Source organism: Acaryochloris sp. IP29b_bin.137, assembly GCF_028285745.1.
In the GTDB taxonomy this organism is placed as follows: domain Bacteria; phylum Cyanobacteriota; class Cyanobacteriia; order Thermosynechococcales; family Thermosynechococcaceae; genus Acaryochloris.
Window position 1 is genome coordinate 1 of sequence record NZ_JANQOP010000346.1, and the last position, 18,830, is coordinate 18,830.

Genomic DNA, 18,830 nt, shown 5'->3' on the forward strand with positions numbered 1-18,830 from the left:
AAAGGCTGGAGCCATTTTAATCTGTGTCGATGGAAGGCTATGCAGTGAGAGGGTTTCAGATAATTTGACCCATGGAATAAAACCCGAAATGAGTTGTAAGATATGAGGATAGAAGTTTGAGAATCACTCACAAATTGGTTTTGGCTAAACTTGAAATATCTTGTCCATAAAGGATTATGAGTTGATGCCAGTCTTTTTCGTCACCCTTGGGGTTTGGTACCTTATTTCGGGAAGTGGGTTCAACCATTGGAATAGCAATCAATGTTCTCCCATCATTGATGGTAGCCCCACTGCATCGGGCTTTAGACTGCGGGGACAAGAACTCGGCTGCACATTTGATGAAGCGAACTATCGAACGTCGATTCAGAAATGGCTGAGTAAGCGCCCAATTAATGCCACACCGCTTGAGGGAATGTACCTGGGACGAGCGATCAATTATCCCTGGATTTCCAAATATCTTGCGAGGACAGCGATTCAGAGTAAAGATTGGGACTTGGAGAAGGGCACCAGTCATGACGGTCATCCCTATCGCCTGATTGAATCCTTTTTAATCGATCAAGAATTTAGACATCGCCTGGATGCACCCTTTGCCGATACTCCGTACACAGTGAATCGTGTTTCTGTTGAGAAAGTCCTGATTGATGATGCCAGTATGGTGCTTGATCAATACAAACGAGGCGCTGGGAAAGTTCCTTATGATGCCTTGCTGTGGGTCGACCTGATTGAACGCCAAAAATAATCATCGATTAGATGAGAGGTTATACTGCTCCCTCAAAGAAGGTATTCTTCAAACCACCTCAATAACAATCGACAGCCAGGATAAGGCACAAAGAACTCCTACCACTAAATATGGTTCAACTGCAGATGATCGGGTTTGGGTGCCTGGTTGTGTAGGGCATCATTCCCCACCCACATCCGTACTAGATGTCTCTTGCGCTCAGGTTCTTCCCAATCCACATACTCGGTACGGTCATGGGCAATCAAATGATTATTGAGGAAAAGCATATCCCCCGGCTCGAGCTTCAGCTCGTAAGTCAGATCTTTCCGATTTATCACGGCTTCAAATTGATCCAGTGCCAACTGATCAATATCCGTCAGCGGCATGTCAGCTTTGGTATGCCCAGCCTCAATCCAATAGCGCATATACCGACAGGTTAAGCCGGGATACCAACGTCCCCACTCAAAGACTGGAAACGAATTCCGCAATCGCTCTTGGTGTGATCGCGTTCCCACTTCATTAACAACAATTTTGTCGCGAATATAGGGCTGACACAGCCGCCGCAAAACATGAGGTTGAGTTCGCAGCAAATGTTGATAGGTCGCAAGGGTATTGACCAGTCGGTTATGGCCCCCTGACTGAGCAGTGCACAGACAGAATAACGCCACAATTCCCGGCATTAGGTCAGCATCCGTACTATCCGTGTGGAATCCCGGCGATGTGCACGTGCTGGAGAATAGGACATTATCCTGACGATGATCTAGACCGCGATCGCAAACATCATACAAAAGGCCCCGCTTATCCAACACAGTGCCCAACGCATAACCGAGTTGAGAGAGCAGAAGACGCCCTGCCGACTCGCCATACTCGGCAACATTGAACCCAGACAATAAAACGACACCCGTTGTTCGAATGAGATGGTAGCGAATAAGATTTGCCAAAAGATCAAGATTTTTAATTTTCATTCCCTTGGCTTCTGGGGATTGCCAGGTATACCCCCTTGCCTCCAACCAATGATTGAGCACTAACACTGAAGACAATAGGGAATCGGGCAGCGTGATTTTCCAATGAGGCGTAGCCTCTAAACCGGATCTAGTCCAATTAGGCTGTGACTTAGCTTTGATCATCACCGAGGATAGGTCTTCGATGTGACCCCTACGAGTTAAAAGTGGCATGACAATGACGTAAAGAATGGATTGAAGCGTCGGATGAGCTAAAAAGGGAGGGAAGGAGAAGATGGCAACCAGTGACCGTCAGTCTCCGAGCCCCCCAGATACAGTTGGAGTCCCATTGAGTGAAACTCCAAGCGACTGAGCAACCAAAAGAAGATCGTTAGGCTGCCCAAACATGAGACACGGCTTCGGAAGCACGCTGAATACCATTAAAGAATCTCAGTCGAGAATCCATCGCTTGCTTTATCGCTCGATGCAAATAGATTGATGCTTCAACCGTCTTTAATCGCGGTTCGATCAGGGCTTCCAAATGAGCAGCATGCTCGTCATCCAGATCAATATGGACTTCAAAAAAGATCAGTGCTTCTGGTGAGAAGGGGGATGTCCCGACAATGCCTTGACGGATTTGAGTATACAGAGAATGCACAATTCCCTCTGACGCAAAGCAGACAGCTCCCAAAGCTGCTAAGTAACCATACTTATGGGGCAAAGCAAGGTACGTATCGATCATGGCCTGGGTTTCCGGCTCAGGCGGTGTTAACAGTAACGTCCCATCATCAATATCCAACGATCGGGTAAAGCGTCGGAAGAGTTCTGGATGCGCATGGGCCAAATTCCCCTGTCCCATTTCATCCAAAAGATTCTCCATGATCACCAACTGGGCACTCTCATCCGGGCAGCAGGACATAATGCTGGCTAGGATGCGATTAAAGGCTTGAGAAAATTTGTACATCTGGACCGCCAAGACGCGGACCTCTGCCAACGTTAATTCACCTGCGCGGCACCGTTCCAGAAACGGATGTTTCCATAACGGATGGTGTTCAGTCAGTCTCCGAAAAGAATCCATTGAGTAGGCAGTTATTGTTTTCATTTGTATACCTCAATCGCCATATGCAGGGGGTAATCAACTAACGGGCCGAAAAAATCAGGATCAAGCTCGACATGCTCAGGTAAAACCCGTAATTCACGAACAGTCGGCATACTAGAGAAACCAGCCATTTGCAAGGCTTCAAAGAAGTCCTGCAATGTTTTATGAATCAGCTGAACCTCTAACCAAGAACCATCACGCTTCCAAATTCGGCCTGGACATTGCTGGTCACGTCCACTGAAGTAGTTGTTCCCCTCCACTTGGAAATAAAAGGGAAACTCCGCCTGGCGCATATAGGGAAAAGCGGGGTGGGGAATGCTAAATACAAATCGCCCCCCGGGTTCAAGCACTTGAAAGATTTCAGCCATGCAAGCCTGGGTTTGGGCCACCGTCAGGTAGTTAAACAAGAAGACCGCCACCACCAGATCAAACCGATCCTGAGTGTAATGACGAACATCCGTGGCACACCCCACTTGATAGGTAATGCCGAGCGGTTCTTGTTGCTCCTGAGTCTGGGCAGCTTCAATCATCCGTTGCGAAAGATCGATTCCCAAAACAGATGCTGCACCCAGATGGTGTAGCTGGCGGCTGCAATAGCCTTCACCACATCCAAGATCAAGAATCTTTTGCCCTTGAACAGGTGCACACATCTCCAAAATGGCGGGACGGGCTGTGAAGTCAGATAGAGAACTGGGTCCCCCACGAACCCATCGAGCCGCTGTATCGTTGTACAACGCTTGGGTTGATTGTCTATTGGCAGTAATCATGGATTCCTTTTGGGTTCTAAATGGATTAACAACAAAAACGAGGGGTTAACACTGCTTGACCAGCCAGAAAATAGGATCTGCTGTTACTTCAGATAGAGGGGTGAAGGAATGAGTGAACAGGTTAAAATATGCTCCACTTTTTCGATCATGTCTAAGGTTAGTCATTAACCTATAACCACATCATGTTGTTGACTGCTTGCTAAATTCTTCCAAGCAGATATAGCCATACTTCTTTTCAAGAAGAAAATGTTCTCTACCGAGTTCTAATTCTGGTAGAGATAGCTGCTTACCATAATAATTTGGTCAAATAAATAGATAATATTATCTATTTATTTGTATTCTGAGATACCTGTGGCCAAAAAATATAATTTACAGCCTATAAATATCTCTCGGAAGAATTTATTGCTTGGTTCGAAATGCAAAATTCATTGCTAAAAACTGATTTTGTTTTTGCAATAAATCAGAGAGTATTTGTTTTATCCATGGCCTTGCATCCGTATAAACACTTAACTTTCATGCATGTAAACCCAGTTAGATAAGGTTTTTATGAGTGTTTATACGGATTCTCTATAGCTTTACGCGTATATTCTTTAGTATACAAACTACTCGCCATCGCTAACAGATCAAACACAAAAAAACAATCTTAATTAAATTATTAACAGTAGACAAAAACAAATCAAATCCTTCATTATGAATGCTTTTCACTGCATTCATTTTTTCTTTTTGCATCAAGTTATTCTAGATTTATTTATCAATATATCCAGTTAACATGGAAATTATTATCTTTAACAGAAGCATTAAAAAATGAGACCCAAATTACAAGGCCTTTGCCAGGTGCTATTTATATTTATAAGCATAAAAATAGAGAAAATAAAACTTACGAACTGTTTGGAACATGTTTTATGGGATTGGGAACCATAGAGCTGTCAATCTTTAGATCACTTGGGAGATCCTCATGTACGGCCTGGTGAATAAAGCCATCGAAGAAATGGTGCGCAGCCATTTTAGTGATGCAATCTGGGAAGCGATTAAACAGAAAGCTGAGGTTAAAACGGACACCTTCGTCAGCCTGGAGGGCTATCCCGATGAAGTGACCTACAGGTTGGTGGGCGCGGCTAGCGAAGTTTTGGAACTCTCTCCAGCAGAAGTGATGCATGCTTTTGGCAAGTATTGGGTTCAGTTTACGGCTCAAGAAGGGTATGGAGAATTAATGGAAATGAATGGTGATGATTTACCCGAATTCCTCGAGAATTTGGATGATCTTCATGCTCGAGTGGGCGTGATATTCCCCAAATTACAACCCCCATCTTTCGATTGTGATGAAGCCGATGAGGATGAATTGACCTTGCACTATCACTCGGAACGAGATGGCTTAGCCCCCATGGTGATGGGACTGGTGGAAGGGCTCGGTGAGCGTTTTGAAACAGAGGTAGATGTCAATCAGACCCATAGTCGTGAGGAGGGTGCCGATCATGATCAGTTCTCAGTTAAGTACAGAGTCAAATGCCCCTTCCATTGAGCATAATCTGCCCCCAGACTGTTTTGCTCAGATTTTTCCCTTTCATTTTGTCTTCAACCGCAATCTGGAGATTGTCCAAGCGGGGAAGGTTTTGCAACGCATTGCCCCTGAAGGACTGATTGGTGGGCAACTGGACCAATTTTTTCAAATACAGCGTCCTAAAGTTGGGCTGGACTATGATGCTCTAATTAAAAAGTCGAAAAAACTCTTTTTAATCGAATCGATTCAGCAGGGATTCCAACTGAAAGGTCAGTTGATGCCTGTTCAAACTGAAGAGGTCATATTCTTTATTGGTTCACTTTGGGTCACCGACCTCTGCGAACTCAAAGAGAATGGGGTCAAACTGCAGGATTTCGCGATCCATGAGCCGACGTCTGATTTTCTCTATCTCCTTCAAGCTAAATCTACGGCCTTAGCAGACACCACTAAGTTAACGGAAGAGTTGACCTTAAAGCAGACCGAACTGGAGCAAACGTTGCAGATCGTTCAGGACAAAAATGAGAACTTGCAAGCAACCCTCCAACAATTAGAAGCCACCCAAGATCAGCTGATTCAATCCGAGAAAATGGCCTCCCTGGGACAGCTGATTGCCGGGATTGCCCACGAGATCAACACCCCTTTAGGTGCGATTCGATCCTCTGTCGAAAATATTTCTGACTTTTTGGAACGCAATCTCAGGGTACTGCCTAGCTTTTTTCAGAACTTGACAGTGGAGGGCAATCACTTATTCGGAGAGTTACTAGACTCAGCCAACCAAGACAGGATGATTCTCAGCAGTCGCGAAAAACGCAAGCTTAAGCGAGGCAATATCCGCATGCTCGAAGAACAAGGAATCGAACAGGCTGATGACGTGGCAGATACCTTAGCAGAGCTGAACTATCTAGAAAAGATTGAGGCAATCGTCCCCCGACTACGGTCCCCGGAAGGCCGCCAGACGCTGGATATGGCCTATCAGTTTTCAACCTTATTAAATAGCACCAAAACCATTAAGACCGCCACGGACAAAGCGGCCAAAGTGGTCTTTGCCCTCAAGAGTTACACCCATTTCGACCATTCTGGCAATAAATCAACCACAAATCTAATTAATGATATTGAGACGGTTTTAACCCTATATCAAAGCCAACTCAAGAATGGGGTTGAGGTGATCCGCAATTATGGTCCTATCCCCTCAGTATCCTGTTTCCACGATGAACTGAGTCAGGTCTGGACCAATCTTATCCATAACGCTTTGCAGGCCATGGACTATCAAGGCACCTTAACCCTGGACGTCAAACAGCAGGACCATCAGGTCCAAGTCAAAATTGCTGACAGTGGTCAGGGGATTCCGGCAGAGGTCATGCCCAAAATATTCCAACCCTTCTTTACCACCAAGCCCCCCGGGGAAGGGAGCGGTTTGGGATTAGATATTGTCAAAAAGATTGTGGCGAAGCATGAGGGAGAGATAACGGTGGAATCTGAGCCAGGAAATACCCAGTTTACAGTGTCTATCCCTTTAGCTTGATGCTGTAAAGGGAAGGCGTCTTAATAACAGACCGTTTAGCAATGGATAGAGGTGATGGTTAAACCAGTGATTCTCTGTGTGGATGATGAGCAGGTTATTTTAGATAGTCTCAAAATACAGATCAAGAAAGAACTCAGTGATCTGTGCAATGTGGAGGCAGCTATCAATGCCAACGAAGCCTTAGAAATTGTGGAAGAACTTTATGAAGATGGCGTAGAAGTCGTTTTGGTGCTGTGTGACTGGCTAATGCCGGGGATGAAGGGAGACGAATTTTTTGTCCAACTCCATCAATCACATCCCAAGATTATCAAGATAATGCTCTCTGGGCAGGCCGATCCTTCGGCCATTGAGCGGGCAAAAGAGGAGGCGGATCTCCATCGTTTTATTCATAAGCCCTGGCGTAAAAGCGAGCTAATTGAACTGCTGAAGTCGAATCTGGAAGCGTTATGAGTAAGCCTTTTGTCCTTTGTGTGGATGATGAATCTACGGTTCTAGAATCCCTCAAGATTGAGCTACGCAAATCTATTGGTCAGGACTGCACGATAGAAACCGCTCAGGGAGGGGAAGAAGCTCTAGAGATTGTTGATGAACTGCTCGAAGATGAATATGAAGTGGCGGTGGTGATCTCCGATTACATCATGCCAGGAATGAAGGGGGATCAAGTCCTCCAACAGATTCATGAGAAGTCTCCTCAAACGATCACGGTGATGTTGACGGGACAGGCGGATGTCGATGCGATCGCAAATGCGGTCACCCATGCCGATCTCTATCGCTACATTGCCAAACCTTGGCAGCCAGACGATTTAAGATTAACCATTTCCGCTGCGGTTCAGAGTTATTTGACGGATCAGCAATTGACAGAGCAGAACCTCAAACTGCAGTCCATGAACCAAAAGCTCCAGCAGTTGACAGCGGAGCAGGAGCAAGTCATTCAAGAACGAACTGCTGCCCTGGAAGCCGTCAATCAGAATCTGAATTTGCAAATTCAGCGGGTCCTGTTGATTGAGCAAATTACCCAGGATATTCGCTGGAGCTTAGATACTCAGCATATTTTTCAAACCACAGTCGATCAGTTAGGCTATACGCTGACAGCCAGTCGATGCTTTATTCAAAGCTATACAACCCAGATCTCAGCCGAGTCTGATATGGCTGAGTATCTGGAGATGGACTATATATCATGCCTGGACCTAGAGATGGGCAATCATCCTTTGCTAACGGAAATCTTTGACCATGATCAGGTTTGGGCCATCCCTGAGCTGGATCTGGAAAAGATGACCGAGGGAGAAATCCAGTTCTGTGAACAGGCCCAGTTGAAGTCACTGCTGGCTACCCGCACCTCCTATCAAGGACAGGCGAATGGCGTGATTGTGTTACATCAGTGCGATCGCACCCGCCCTTGGTCAGAAGCTGATATCGAACTGTTGGGGGCTGTCGCCGGTCAAGTGGGAATTGCCATTGCCCAGGCGCAGCTATTGGAACAAGAGCAACAGCAGCGCCAGGCCCTAGAAGCCAATAATGCCGCCCTCGTGCAGGCAAAACGCGATGCAGATGCTGCTAATATCGCTAAATCCCAGTTTTTAGCCAATATGAGCCATGAGTTGCGGACACCCATGAACGCCGTCATTGGTATGACTGGTCTGCTTCTCAATACTGATTTAGACTTGCAACAAGAAGACTTTGTAGAGACCATTCGTAGCAGCGGGGATGCCTTGCTGACCCTAATTAACGATATTTTGGATTTCTCTAAAATTGAAGCGGGCAAACTGGAATTTGAGCACCAGCCCTTTGATCTGCGGGTTTGTATCGAAGAGGCTCTGCGAATTGTAGCCCCCAGGGCCGTGGATAAGACCTTAGAGTTGGCCTATTTATTTGAACCGAATACCCCTGAATGGATTATGGGGGATGTCACCCGGTTACGACAAATTATCGTCAACTTGCTCACCAATGGGGTCAAGTTTACCGAAGCAGGTGAAGTGGTGGTCTATGTAAATGACATCACCACCGATCAGCCCGCCCCAGTCCAGGAGCATCATCATATCCTCCAGATTGTGGTCAAAGATACTGGCATTGGCATCCCGGCAGATCGCATGGATCGGTTGTTTAAGTCCTTTAGCCAAGTGGATGCGTCCACGACCCGAAAATATGGTGGGACCGGATTAGGGTTAGCCATTTGTCATCGGCTCTGCGAACTGATGGGAGGTCGCATGTGGGTCGAAAGTGAAGTGGGCAAGGGTTCATCCTTTTGCTTCACGATTTCCGCCTCCGTTACCGAGCCTAAGCAACGACCCGTAATTTCTCCCGCCCCTTTGGGGGGTAAACATGTGCTAATTGTGGATGACAATCCCACCAACTGTAAAATCCTGACCCTGCAAGCCCAGTCCTGGGGAATGACCAGCCACGCAGTCCAGCAAGGCACCGATGCCCTAGAGTTACTGACCGGCGATCATCCATTCGATCTCGCTATCTTAGATATGCAGATGCCAGAAATGGATGGTTTAACCTTGGCTGGACAAATTCGAAAACAATGGGCAGACTTTCCCTTAGTCATGTTGAGTTCTCTGGGCCAAGACGAGCTGATTCAACAGCAGCCGGATATCAATTTTGCCGCCATTTTGAATAAACCCATTCAGCAATCACGGCTCCATGATGTCCTAGCCAATATATTTGGTGAACCCATCCAATCCGAACCTCTTCAACAGTCTGAGATTGAGCGGGTGAGACCGGACTCGTTACGAATTTTATTAGCCGAAGATGTCGCCGTGAACCAGAAAGTTGCGTTGCTAATCCTAAAGCAGCTGGGCTACAGCGCCGATGTCGCCAACAATGGTCATGAAGTTTTGGCCGCCCTCAAGCGCCAAACCTATGACATTGTCCTGATGGATGTCCATATGCCGGATATGGATGGTCTGACAGCAGCCGCAACCATTCAACGGGATTGGGAACCGCAAGAACGCCCCCATATCATTGCCTTGACGGCGAATGCCATGCAGGGCGATCGTGAGCGCTGCTTAGGAGTGGGGATGCAAGATTATGTCAGTAAACCCATTCGGACAGAAGAACTGCAAGCCGCTTTAGATCGATATTTAGCATATGCATCGGTTCAGGCATTGGCCTAGCCATCGACTGGCGCCTTACAAAAGCTCAACTTCAGGGAAAGGATTATTGTGAACCCCACGTTAAACAACTCTCCCTTTTCATGAACAACGAGCCAGTTGTGTTCGAAGACTGCTAGGGAAATACCCAATCCTCTGGCAACATCTAGATGCCCATCTCGTTGTTGCATATTGATTTTCAAAAGCTCTAGAATATATGCCAGATATCGGTCAAATGTGCAGCCAGTATACTCACTGATATTTATGTTGGACTGGGGTATAGGCCAATCATGATATTAAGATAAATCAGTGAGTGGCATGACGCTGCATGACTCCTCTTTTGAACAGCAACACAGCGCTATGGGGCAAATCGCACTATTGGGGGGGGCACCCGCTGTTAGAACTCCATTCCCCTGCTGGCCAGTATTTGACCAGCGTGAAGTTGAGGCGACCCGTGCGATCGCAGCCAGCGGCATTTGGGACGCCAGTCATCCTGTTGTAGCGGAACTAGAGAACCAATTCGCCCAATTTCATCAATCAAGCTATGGCCTTGCGGTCACCAACGGCAGTCAATCGCTAGAAATCATCTTGCGTGGCATGGGGATTGGCCCTGGGGATGAGGTGATCGTCCCTGCCTTTACGTTCGTGATCAGTGCAACAGCAGTGCTGATGGTGCGAGCAACCCCCATTATCGTGGATATCTGTCCCGATACGTTCACCCTTGATCCGGCGGCGGTAAAGGCTGCAATCACGCCTCGAACAAAGGCCATTATGCCGGTTCACATTGCTGGCGTTACGGGCACAATCGATGAAATTGTCCAGATGGCAACGGAGCATCAGCTCCACGTTATTGAAGACTGTGCCCACGCTCACGGCTCTCAGCGACAGGGCAAATCTGCGGGCAGTTTTGGAGTGGCATCTTCCTTTAGCTTTCAGGGGGGTAAGGTGATCACGGCAGGGGAGGGGGGAATGATCACCACCAGTGATCAGGCGTTGTATCAAAACTGTCTTCAGCAGCGGGATGGGGAAAATCTGCAGTCAGAGTTGATCGGCTCTAACTACCGGATGACGGCGTTTCAAGCAGCGGTGGTTCAGGTGCAGTTTGAACGCTTTCAACAGCAGCGGGCTCAAAAGCTAGCCAATATTGCTCGACTGGATGCTGGTCTAGGTCAAATTGAAGGGATTAAGCCTCAACTTCGCCATCCTGAAGAGGAGGCACCGGGATATTTGTATATGTTTTATTACGATGCCCAAGCCTTCAACGGTTTACCTCGCTATCTATTCGTGAAAGCTTTAGAAGCGGAAGGGATTCCCTGTGGGGAAGCGGGCTATCCACCGCTCTACAAGACACCCCTGTTCCAAAATCGTAACTTTGGGCCAGGTGGGCAGGTGATGACCCACGACTGGGGTGGGCAGCCATTCCCAGACTATCAAGCGATGCAGCTACCCCATGTGGAGCGGGTCGTTCGTGACGTGGTGATTTTGCCCCATGCCAATCTCTTAGCAACCGCCCAGCAAATTGAAGGAGTTGTGACGGCGATCACCAAAATTCAGGAGCAGGCGCGCCGCTGGCCCCAGTGGGGAAATACGATCACATTCAGTGCCGCAACCTTCAGCCGTAAAGTTCTCTCCAAACTCCGGCCTCACGGATCCACATCATGACCCCGACGATTGATGCCCGACAGCTTCCTGACGGTACAACGATTAATACCGATCTTTGTATTGTGGGGGCGGGAGCGATGGGGATTGCGATCTCGCTCCAGTTCAAAGACACAACCCAGCATGTATGCTTGATCGAAAGTGGTGATTTAGGACCAGACGAGGCCACCCAATCCCTCTACGACTTTGAAAATGTTGGCTACCCGATTCGTCAAACTGCACCCTCACGAATCCGTTACTTTGGCGGCACAACAAATGTCTGGACGGGTCGCTGTCTCCCCCTAGACGCCATCGACTTTGAAAAGCGTGAGTGGGTGGCCAATAGCGGCTGGCCCATTGATTACAACACACTCCGACCTTACTTTCAACGAGCGGCTGCTCTGTTCAAGCTGCCCGATTACCGACAAATTCAGGCGGCTCATTGGCCCTTACGACATCCCTACAAGAGCGAGCGACAAATCTTTGCCAGTCCTAAACTCACGCCAGTGGTCTCTCTCCGAAGACGAACCTCGCTAAATTTTCGTACCGCCTATCGCCAAGATTTACAGCGAGCCTCCAACATCCAGATTTACCTCAATGCCAATGTGATAGAGGTGGAAGCCACAGAGTCTCTCAACACTATTCGCTGTCTACGACTGGCTTGCCTCAATGGCCTTGAATTTAGAATCAAAGCCAAAGTGTATATCTTGGCTTGTGGCGGGCTAGAGAATGCCCGCATTCTACTACTGTCTCGGCACCAAAATACTGCCGGACTGGGGAATGAACACGATGTGGTAGGACGCTACTACATGGATCACCCCAAAGTTGAACACGGCATTCTGAAAACGGCACCCAATTTCAACGCCCCCCTTCTATTTGGCTACCGCACGCTACAAGGAACAACACAGTTCGGGATTCGCCTCTCTGACGCAGTGCAGCGGCGAGAGCGGATTCTCAATCACTACATTCTTTTACAGCCCCAGTTTGTGTGGAACGGCGACAAAAGCTCCCAAGGGTTTGGCCTAGGCGGCAAGCTGCGCTATTTTTACCGCAAGCTGACTCAGCAGCCGCTCCGGCACGATTTCTTGCAAATTAAAAACTATCTTGAGCAGGTGCCCCGTCGAGAGAGTCGGGTTACCTTAAGTCGGCAGCGCGATAAGCTCGGTTTGCAGCAACTCCAGCTCCATTGGCAGGTGGGCAAGCAGGAGGCACAGGATTTATATCGGTTTCACGGTATTCTCAGGCAGTGCTTTCAAAACCAGGAGATTGGCGATATGCAGGCATTGACTCCCGGCCCGGAACCACTCCCATTCCTAAATGCGTTTCACCATCTGGGCACCACCCGCATGAGTGATAGTCCCCGCGAGGGCGTGATCAATCGTCACTGTCAGGTTCACGGGATTGAAAACCTCTTCATTGCTGGGACGTCTGTTTTCCCAACGGGGGGCTATGCAAATCCTACTTTTACGGCTGCTGCCCTCGCTTTGCGCCTTGCTGCTTACCTTCACCAGAGGGTGCAAGACTAGCGTTATGGCTCCCAACGCCCGCCAGATTGCCAAAAGCAGCGTCTTTGTTACCGCCAGCTATATGCTGGCAAAGCTATCGCAGTTTGTTTCCCAGATTATTCTGGCCCGACTACTGTCTCCAGAGAATTTCGGCATTTGGGGCATGGTGCTGGTGTTCACAACTCTGTCAGAGCTGTTCAGAGATGTGGCGGTGGCTAAGGTATTGGTCCAGCGGGGCCTCGCTGACAAAACCTTGGTGAATGCGGTCTACAGCCTGGGCGTCAACCTGTCGGTGTTGATGTTTGGGGTGCAGGCGATCGCCGGCTTTCTCCTCTCCCGCATCTTTGAGCAACCCATCGTCTGGCCCCTAACTGCTGTGACGGGTCTAGTGTTCTTAATGGGTGCCGGAACCGGATCCCATCACGCCGTTTTGCAGCGCCAAATGAAGTTCGGTGAGGTTGCTATTGCCGAGGGGCTGTCTGGTCTCGCCCGACTGGGGGGAGCGGTGATCGCAGCGGCCTGTGGAGCTGGGGTATGGTCTTTTGCGATCGCAGAACTTGCCCGCACGCTAGTCGAAGCAATTTTCAAACGTCGCTTTAGTCAGTATTCGTTCCAGTACACATTGCGACCCAATCCTGAAGCCGTCAAAGACGTCAGAGGCTATATCAGCAGTCTGATCAGCATTAACCTGGCGGTGTATGTCAACACCAACGGTGATAACTTCATCGTTGGCAAGCTGTTGGGGACCACAGCGCTAGGCTACTACAACATGGCCTATCAATTGGCCATGCTGCCCCTTTACGCCCTCTCCCGGATCAACCACGTCAACTTTTCGGTTCTTTCCCAGAAAGATCCCACAGAACAGCAGCAGTATATCCGCAAGATTTTATCGCTTTACACGATTTTGGCCGCCCCCATCTATGGCCTTGGATATGTGGTGGCACCCTGGCTGATTCCCCTATGCTATGGTGCCAACTGGACCCCTGTGGTGCCGTTGTTTCAGGTGGTGCTATTGTTTGCCTACTCCCGTGGATTTATGTCCATTCTTGGCACGGCCCTCAATGCCCTCAACAAGCCCCAAATTAATGCCGTCATCAACTGGGTGCTGGTACCTCTTTGTCTCCCAGCCTTCTGGTTCGGAGCGCAGTGGAATGGTGTGATGGGCGTTGCGATTTCGGTTGCAGGCCTAATGGGCGTTGTTGCAGCACTTTGGTTTTGGATGGCAACTGCACGAGCTGCTCATTGGCGCTTACTGCCTCTGCTCCAGCCTGCGGTGTTACCCACGGTTACAATTGGTGCTGCCATTGCCCTAGCACTCCATATTCCTGGGTCAGGAACACTACGCTGGGGTTTCCAAATCTTAGTGGTGCTGGGAGTGTATCTAAGTGGGGTTGCGATCGCATCGCGGGGACAAATTCCCCAGCAGATGGCGCAGACCGTGCAACAAGTACTGAAGCGCGCCCCTTCCTGATTACCCATGACTCGCCCACTCTCCAAGACTCGCAAAGTTGGGATCTATCGCAAGGTTTTTCCAAAGGCATCAGAAGCCTTCATTCTAGAGCAGGCTCAAGCGCTAACACGATATGAGCCCACCTTCATCGGCTGCAAGCAACTGCAAGAGGTTTCATTTAGAACCAGTTTTATCCATCAAGGATCGTCTCTCACGCTGCGACAACTACGGTATTTGCTTACTCGCGCCCCGCAGTTACTGCCTAATCTTGAACAACTGCGGGACTTATCCCTCATCCATGCCCACTTTGGGCCAGAAGGCGTGTACGCAATGGCGATCTCTGAGCATCTAAACATTCCGTTCTGTGTTACCTTTCATGGCTATGACATTACCCTTAATCGCCGTCAATTCCACTACCAACGGCCCCTGTACTATCAGCTTTTGCGATACGAAAAACAGCTCCAGGAAAAAGCAGCAGCATTCATTGCCGTTTCTGGTTTCATCCGCCAGCAGCTCTTAGCAGCAGGCTATCCTGAGCATAAAATTATCCAGCACTACATCGGGGTGGATGTGGATAAATTCTGTCCCGGTTCCCGTGAGCCAAATGAGCGATATATCTTATGTGTGGGGCGCCATACAGAGAAAAAGGGTATTGATATCCTGCTACGGGCCTTTGCCCAAATTACCGCACAGCATCCAGACGTTTTGCTAGTGCAGGTTGGTCAGGGAGAGCTGACCAACCGACTTAAAGCGTTGACGCAAACATTGGGCTTGGAAGAAAAGGTTCGTTTCCTGGGAGCACAGCCCCATGGGCACGTTCTAGAACTGATTCAGGAGGCTGAAATCTTTGCCCTACCCAGCCACACAGCCTCCGATGGGAACTGTGAGGCACTAGGCATTGTTTTCAACGAAGCCTCAGCCTGCGGTATTCCCGTCGTCTCAACCCGTCATGGTGGCATACCTGAAGCCATTGTGGATGGTCTAACTGGTTTTCTGGTACCCGAGCAGAACATTTCTGAACTCGCTAAGAAGCTGCATCTATTGCTCTCGAATCGGCCACTTGGGGAAAAGATGGGACGCTCAGGTCGTGAATTAGTCTGTCAATCTTTCAATATTCACAAACAAGCCACTATTTTGGAACAAATCTATGATCAGTCTTCAAAGTCCCTCTCGCAAAGTTAGGAGAGGGTTTAGAGTGAGGACCTCATAGTATACAGGTCAGGAAACATATTCCTTGGACGGCAGCTTTCAACTTGGAGTGATCAGGGAAAGGGTTGATTTTGGGTATATGCATGATGAATCGACATCACACCTAGTCGAAAAAAGTACATCAAAAAACTGATGATTCCGGCAATTTTGGCGCTGTCTTCGAGCAAGTAGGGATCAATGGTGGCAGGCTCTATCACATCAAGGAGAATGGAAAGACCAAAAAAGCAAAATGCCATGCCAAGTAGAGGATACTCAGTTTTGAGGATCAAACGATAAAACTTCGCTAGGTAGGCACAGGTGCACAGCATATAGAAAAGGAAAATAAGCTTTTCAGAGATCCCCAGAAAAACTGAAGATTTTTCATGGAGTAAGAAGGCATCATCTAGACCTAGCATAGACGTAAGCAAACCGGAGGCGAGCAGAAAACGCTTGGTTAAGCGACTGCCAATTGCATAAGGCAAACAATAGCTGCCAAAAATACAAATGGCCGACACTGCTGCCCAAAGGAGGATCCCCACCTGCGAGAGAAAACCCGTATAAATTGATCCCCCGAGGAATGCGATCGGGTCTCGAATAAGTTCATCAAATCCGATCCCACCAACAACATGCAGTGCAATAACACAACTGATCAATATGCCCGAAAGGCATAGACTTAACAGAGCTGCTGCACCTGTGGATCGAAACAATAAGAAAGGGGATTGAGGTATTTCCATACTAATCTGCGAAGCCAATCAGAGATGGCATTATTGATTTTGGCCTATCCAGAAATTTACCCATGCTAGTCTGCTAGTGGATCGGGTTGGATATTGACGCGATGCGGATAACACACAAGACTGGAATTCTGCTGTTATTTATGCTACCAGCGTGGCAACCTGTATGGTCTTCAAAATTGGGCGTTGAGAATGTCCCAGTCGTCTTGGTTAGTCAGCCTCGTGATCGAGCAAAATCGCTTCGTCAGCTAGCAGAGAAGCGCCAGCTGACAATCGGCACAGCTGTCAGAATGGAACCGTTTCAGAATGACGCCACCTACAGAGCGGTATTGGCCCGCGAGTTCAATAGCCTCACGCCCGAAAACGCCATGAAATTTGGACAGTTGAGCCCGAAACAGGGGCAATACACTTTTGAAAAGGCCGATGCCCTTGTTGCCTTTGCAGAACAGCATCAAATGCAGGTTCATGGCCATGTGCTTGTTTGGCACCGAAACTTACCCAATTGGCTTACCGGGAAGAACTGGAGTCGAGCAGAACTGATCGACATCTTGCATAAGCACATCACCACTGTGGTCAGTCGGTACCAAGGTCGAGTGGCGGTTTGGGATGTGGTCAACGAGGCGTTAGAGAAGGACGGTTCCCTGCGGGATTCCATTTGGCTAAGAGGCATTGGCCCGGAGTACATTGCTATGGCTTTTCGGTGGGCACATGCGGCAGATCCCCAAGCAAAATTACTCTATAACGATTACCAGGCTGAAGAACTCAACCCTAAATCCAAGGCTGTCTATCAACTAGTAAAGACACTGCTTCAAAAAGGTGTGCCGATTCATGGTGTGGGTTGGCAAATGCATAAGGGAATCAAAACTCCACCAAATGGGCATGCGATCGCAAACAATATGAGGCGACTTTCTAACTTGGGTTTAGAGGTTAAAATAACCGAGATGGACGTGAGTATTCATAAAGGACCAGGAAGTCTAACTGAAAAACTTCAGCGTCAGGCCCATATTTATAGTGCCGTTCTATCTATCTGTCTTCAATTCAATCGCTGTCGCTCCTTCAGCACTTGGGGATTAGCTGATCACCATTCATGGATTCCCTCTTTTTTAGGACATCCGGATGCCCCCCTATTGTTTGATCAATCCTACCGACCGAAACCCGCCTACCGCTCACTCATAGATATTCTTCAGCGGCACAACCGACCAAAGTTGTCAGATGCTGTCTTGAATTTCAGGTGGGCAAGCTGACCAAAATCCCTACCTTGCGTTGAGTATTCCAATATTTTATGGCGGTTCACTTGGGTGTCATCTCAGAAGATAAACTTTAAACAGCAACCTCAACATAGTTTCTACGCATCGCGGGAACTCTGCACGAGTTGCTGAGCATAGTGCTGAATTTTTGTGATCGCTTCTCCAATCTCTTGAATTGGTGCCTCAGCTCCCAGAAAAATCGAGTAGGGAATCCCCACAACCGTCTGAGCAAGTCGTTCCGCTACTGGGAAACTAGCTTGAGAGTCCCTCGACTGTAAAATCTGATGTAGCCCCCTGTAGGGAGACCCTTCACAAGGAACACCTTCTGCCTGTAGTGCTTTGATAAATAGCGTAATGGGCAACCCCTGAAACGCATGAGACTCATACCGAAACAGATAGCGCCACGTCGGTGATTGATCCTTGGTTGCACGATATTGTGGCGTGAGTCCTTCAATCGCAGCTAAGCACGCATCTATCTGGTCGAGATTCTTTAAAACCTGAGGTAGTTCCTCACTCCAGCACTGACACTGAGCCTGAATCAATGCAGCTTGGAAAGCTGCCAGTCGACAGTTGCTACCCAATTCGTAATACTCACTACGGGGTCTGCCTTGCCGTCGTCCACAATTATGTTGACTCCAGCAGCGGCCATAGAGGTTTTTATCCTGGGTGACAATGACACCGCCTTCACCACCGCTCACCATCTGTCCACTCTGGAAGTCAAAGGCCCCGGCAATCCCCAAGCTCCCAACTGGTCGCCCCTTAGACTTCACACCGTAGGCATGGCGACAGTCTTCAACCACAGGCAAATCATAAGCCTTCGCAATGCTTAAAACGGGATCAATCGCTCCGACAACACCGGATAGGTGCACATAAATGATCGCCTTGACCTGTGGTGTGATGCGTTCTGACAGCGCTTCTGGATCCAGCGTCATCGTGCCGAGACAGACATCCACGAGCACTGGCTCTGCACCTAGAATTTGCACCACCATCGCCACTGATTGCGGAGCATAGGCAGGAATGATGACCTGATCTCCTGTGCCAACGCCTAAGTTACGAAGAATAATTTCAAGCGCCTGAGTCCCGTTTGTCACGCCCAGAGCGTATGAGGTACCCTGGGACTGGGCCATACTGGCTTCTAGCTTCCGTATGGCTGGGTGACCTTTCTTCCCCATCCACCACTGGCCACTGGCTGCGATCGCAGTCACCGCTTCAATTTCTGCATCGGTAGGGGCGATCTGTGCACTGAAATCGTGCCGTACAGCCGCATCCCCCCCTAACATAGCCAGTTGAATGTTGTCTTCTGGAATCGTCATGGGTTTAACGTCATTCCTCCAGAACCTGCATTGGGAAGCAGAACCTCGCCTTACTATTGTGAAGCATAAGAGCCCCAGTCCTCATCACGATCACCAGCCCTAGAAAGCAACATCAATCCTC

General features: G+C 48.6%; 15 protein-coding genes. 10 read left to right on the forward strand and 5 right to left on the reverse strand.

Translation table 11 applies throughout. The annotated features are described in order from the left end of the window. Positions 1-184: 184 nt before the first annotated feature. On the forward strand, positions 185-739 hold the full coding sequence (locus tag Q0991_RS23290; protein ID WP_299493130.1) for a hypothetical protein: 555 nt from the start codon (positions 185-187) through the stop codon (positions 737-739). Between the two features lie 104 nt (positions 740-843). On the opposite strand, the gene Q0991_RS23295 is transcribed toward Q0991_RS23290, so the two are convergent. The 3 genes from Q0991_RS23295 to Q0991_RS23305 all read right to left on the reverse strand — a co-directional run bounded on the left by Q0991_RS23295 (position 844) and on the right by Q0991_RS23305 (position 3,525). Further along, positions 844-1,893, reverse strand: a complete 1,050-nt coding sequence (locus Q0991_RS23295; protein ID WP_299493132.1) for a TauD/TfdA family dioxygenase — start codon at positions 1,891-1,893, stop codon at positions 844-846. A gap of 157 nt (positions 1,894-2,050) precedes the next feature. Then, on the reverse strand, positions 2,051-2,761 hold the full coding sequence (locus Q0991_RS23300; RefSeq protein ID WP_299493134.1) for an iron-containing redox enzyme family protein: 711 nt from the start codon (positions 2,759-2,761) through the stop codon (positions 2,051-2,053). Further along, positions 2,758-3,525, reverse strand: coding sequence for a class I SAM-dependent methyltransferase (locus tag Q0991_RS23305; protein WP_299493136.1), 768 nt, complete (start codon positions 3,523-3,525; stop codon positions 2,758-2,760). The genes Q0991_RS23300 and Q0991_RS23305 overlap by 4 nt, the downstream gene beginning before the upstream one ends. A gap of 955 nt (positions 3,526-4,480) precedes the next feature. On the opposite strand from Q0991_RS23305, the gene Q0991_RS23310 reads away from it, so the two are divergent. From Q0991_RS23310 to Q0991_RS23345, 8 genes are all read left to right on the forward strand, one after another. Beyond that, positions 4,481-5,044, forward strand: a complete 564-nt coding sequence (locus tag Q0991_RS23310; RefSeq protein WP_299493138.1) for a heme NO-binding domain-containing protein — start codon at positions 4,481-4,483, stop codon at positions 5,042-5,044. Then, a complete protein-coding gene (locus Q0991_RS23315; protein WP_299493140.1) occupies positions 4,998-6,545 on the forward strand; it encodes an ATP-binding protein in 1,548 nt (515 codons plus the stop codon). The genes Q0991_RS23310 and Q0991_RS23315 overlap by 47 nt, the downstream gene beginning before the upstream one ends. A 54-nt stretch (positions 6,546-6,599) precedes the next feature. Continuing rightward, on the forward strand, positions 6,600-6,995 hold the full coding sequence (locus Q0991_RS23320; RefSeq protein WP_299493142.1) for a response regulator: 396 nt from the start codon (positions 6,600-6,602) through the stop codon (positions 6,993-6,995). Next, positions 6,992-9,661, forward strand: a complete 2,670-nt coding sequence (locus Q0991_RS23325) for a response regulator (protein ID WP_299493144.1) — start codon at positions 6,992-6,994, stop codon at positions 9,659-9,661. The genes Q0991_RS23320 and Q0991_RS23325 overlap by 4 nt, the downstream gene beginning before the upstream one ends. 294 nt (positions 9,662-9,955) lie before the next feature. Next, entirely contained in the window at positions 9,956-11,299 is a 1,344-nt protein-coding gene (locus tag Q0991_RS23330; RefSeq protein WP_299493146.1) for a DegT/DnrJ/EryC1/StrS family aminotransferase, read from the forward strand. Continuing rightward, entirely contained in the window at positions 11,296-12,801 is a 1,506-nt protein-coding gene (locus Q0991_RS23335; RefSeq protein WP_299493148.1) for a GMC oxidoreductase, read from the forward strand. Before Q0991_RS23330 ends, Q0991_RS23335 begins: the two co-directional genes overlap by 4 nt. A gap of 4 nt (positions 12,802-12,805) precedes the next feature. Beyond that, entirely contained in the window at positions 12,806-14,251 is a 1,446-nt protein-coding gene (locus Q0991_RS23340) for an oligosaccharide flippase family protein (protein ID WP_299493150.1), read from the forward strand. A gap of 6 nt (positions 14,252-14,257) precedes the next feature. After that, on the forward strand, positions 14,258-15,412 hold the full coding sequence (locus Q0991_RS23345) for a glycosyltransferase (RefSeq protein WP_299493152.1): 1,155 nt from the start codon (positions 14,258-14,260) through the stop codon (positions 15,410-15,412). Between the two features lie 80 nt (positions 15,413-15,492). Here the strand turns inward: Q0991_RS23345 and Q0991_RS23350 are convergent, their stop codons facing one another. Beyond that, on the reverse strand, positions 15,493-16,152 hold the full coding sequence (locus tag Q0991_RS23350) for a hypothetical protein (RefSeq protein WP_299493154.1): 660 nt from the start codon (positions 16,150-16,152) through the stop codon (positions 15,493-15,495). 101 nt (positions 16,153-16,253) lie between these two features. On the opposite strand from Q0991_RS23350, the gene Q0991_RS23355 reads away from it, so the two are divergent. Then, positions 16,254-17,393 (forward strand): endo-1,4-beta-xylanase, encoded by a 1,140-nt coding sequence (locus Q0991_RS23355; protein ID WP_299493156.1) that lies wholly within the window; start codon positions 16,254-16,256, stop codon positions 17,391-17,393. A gap of 101 nt (positions 17,394-17,494) precedes the next feature. Here Q0991_RS23355 and Q0991_RS23360 read toward each other — a convergent pair whose 3' ends face one another. Beyond that, positions 17,495-18,709, reverse strand: a complete 1,215-nt coding sequence (locus Q0991_RS23360) for an aminotransferase class V-fold PLP-dependent enzyme (RefSeq protein ID WP_299493158.1) — start codon at positions 18,707-18,709, stop codon at positions 17,495-17,497. Between the last annotated feature and the right edge of the window lie 121 nt (positions 18,710-18,830).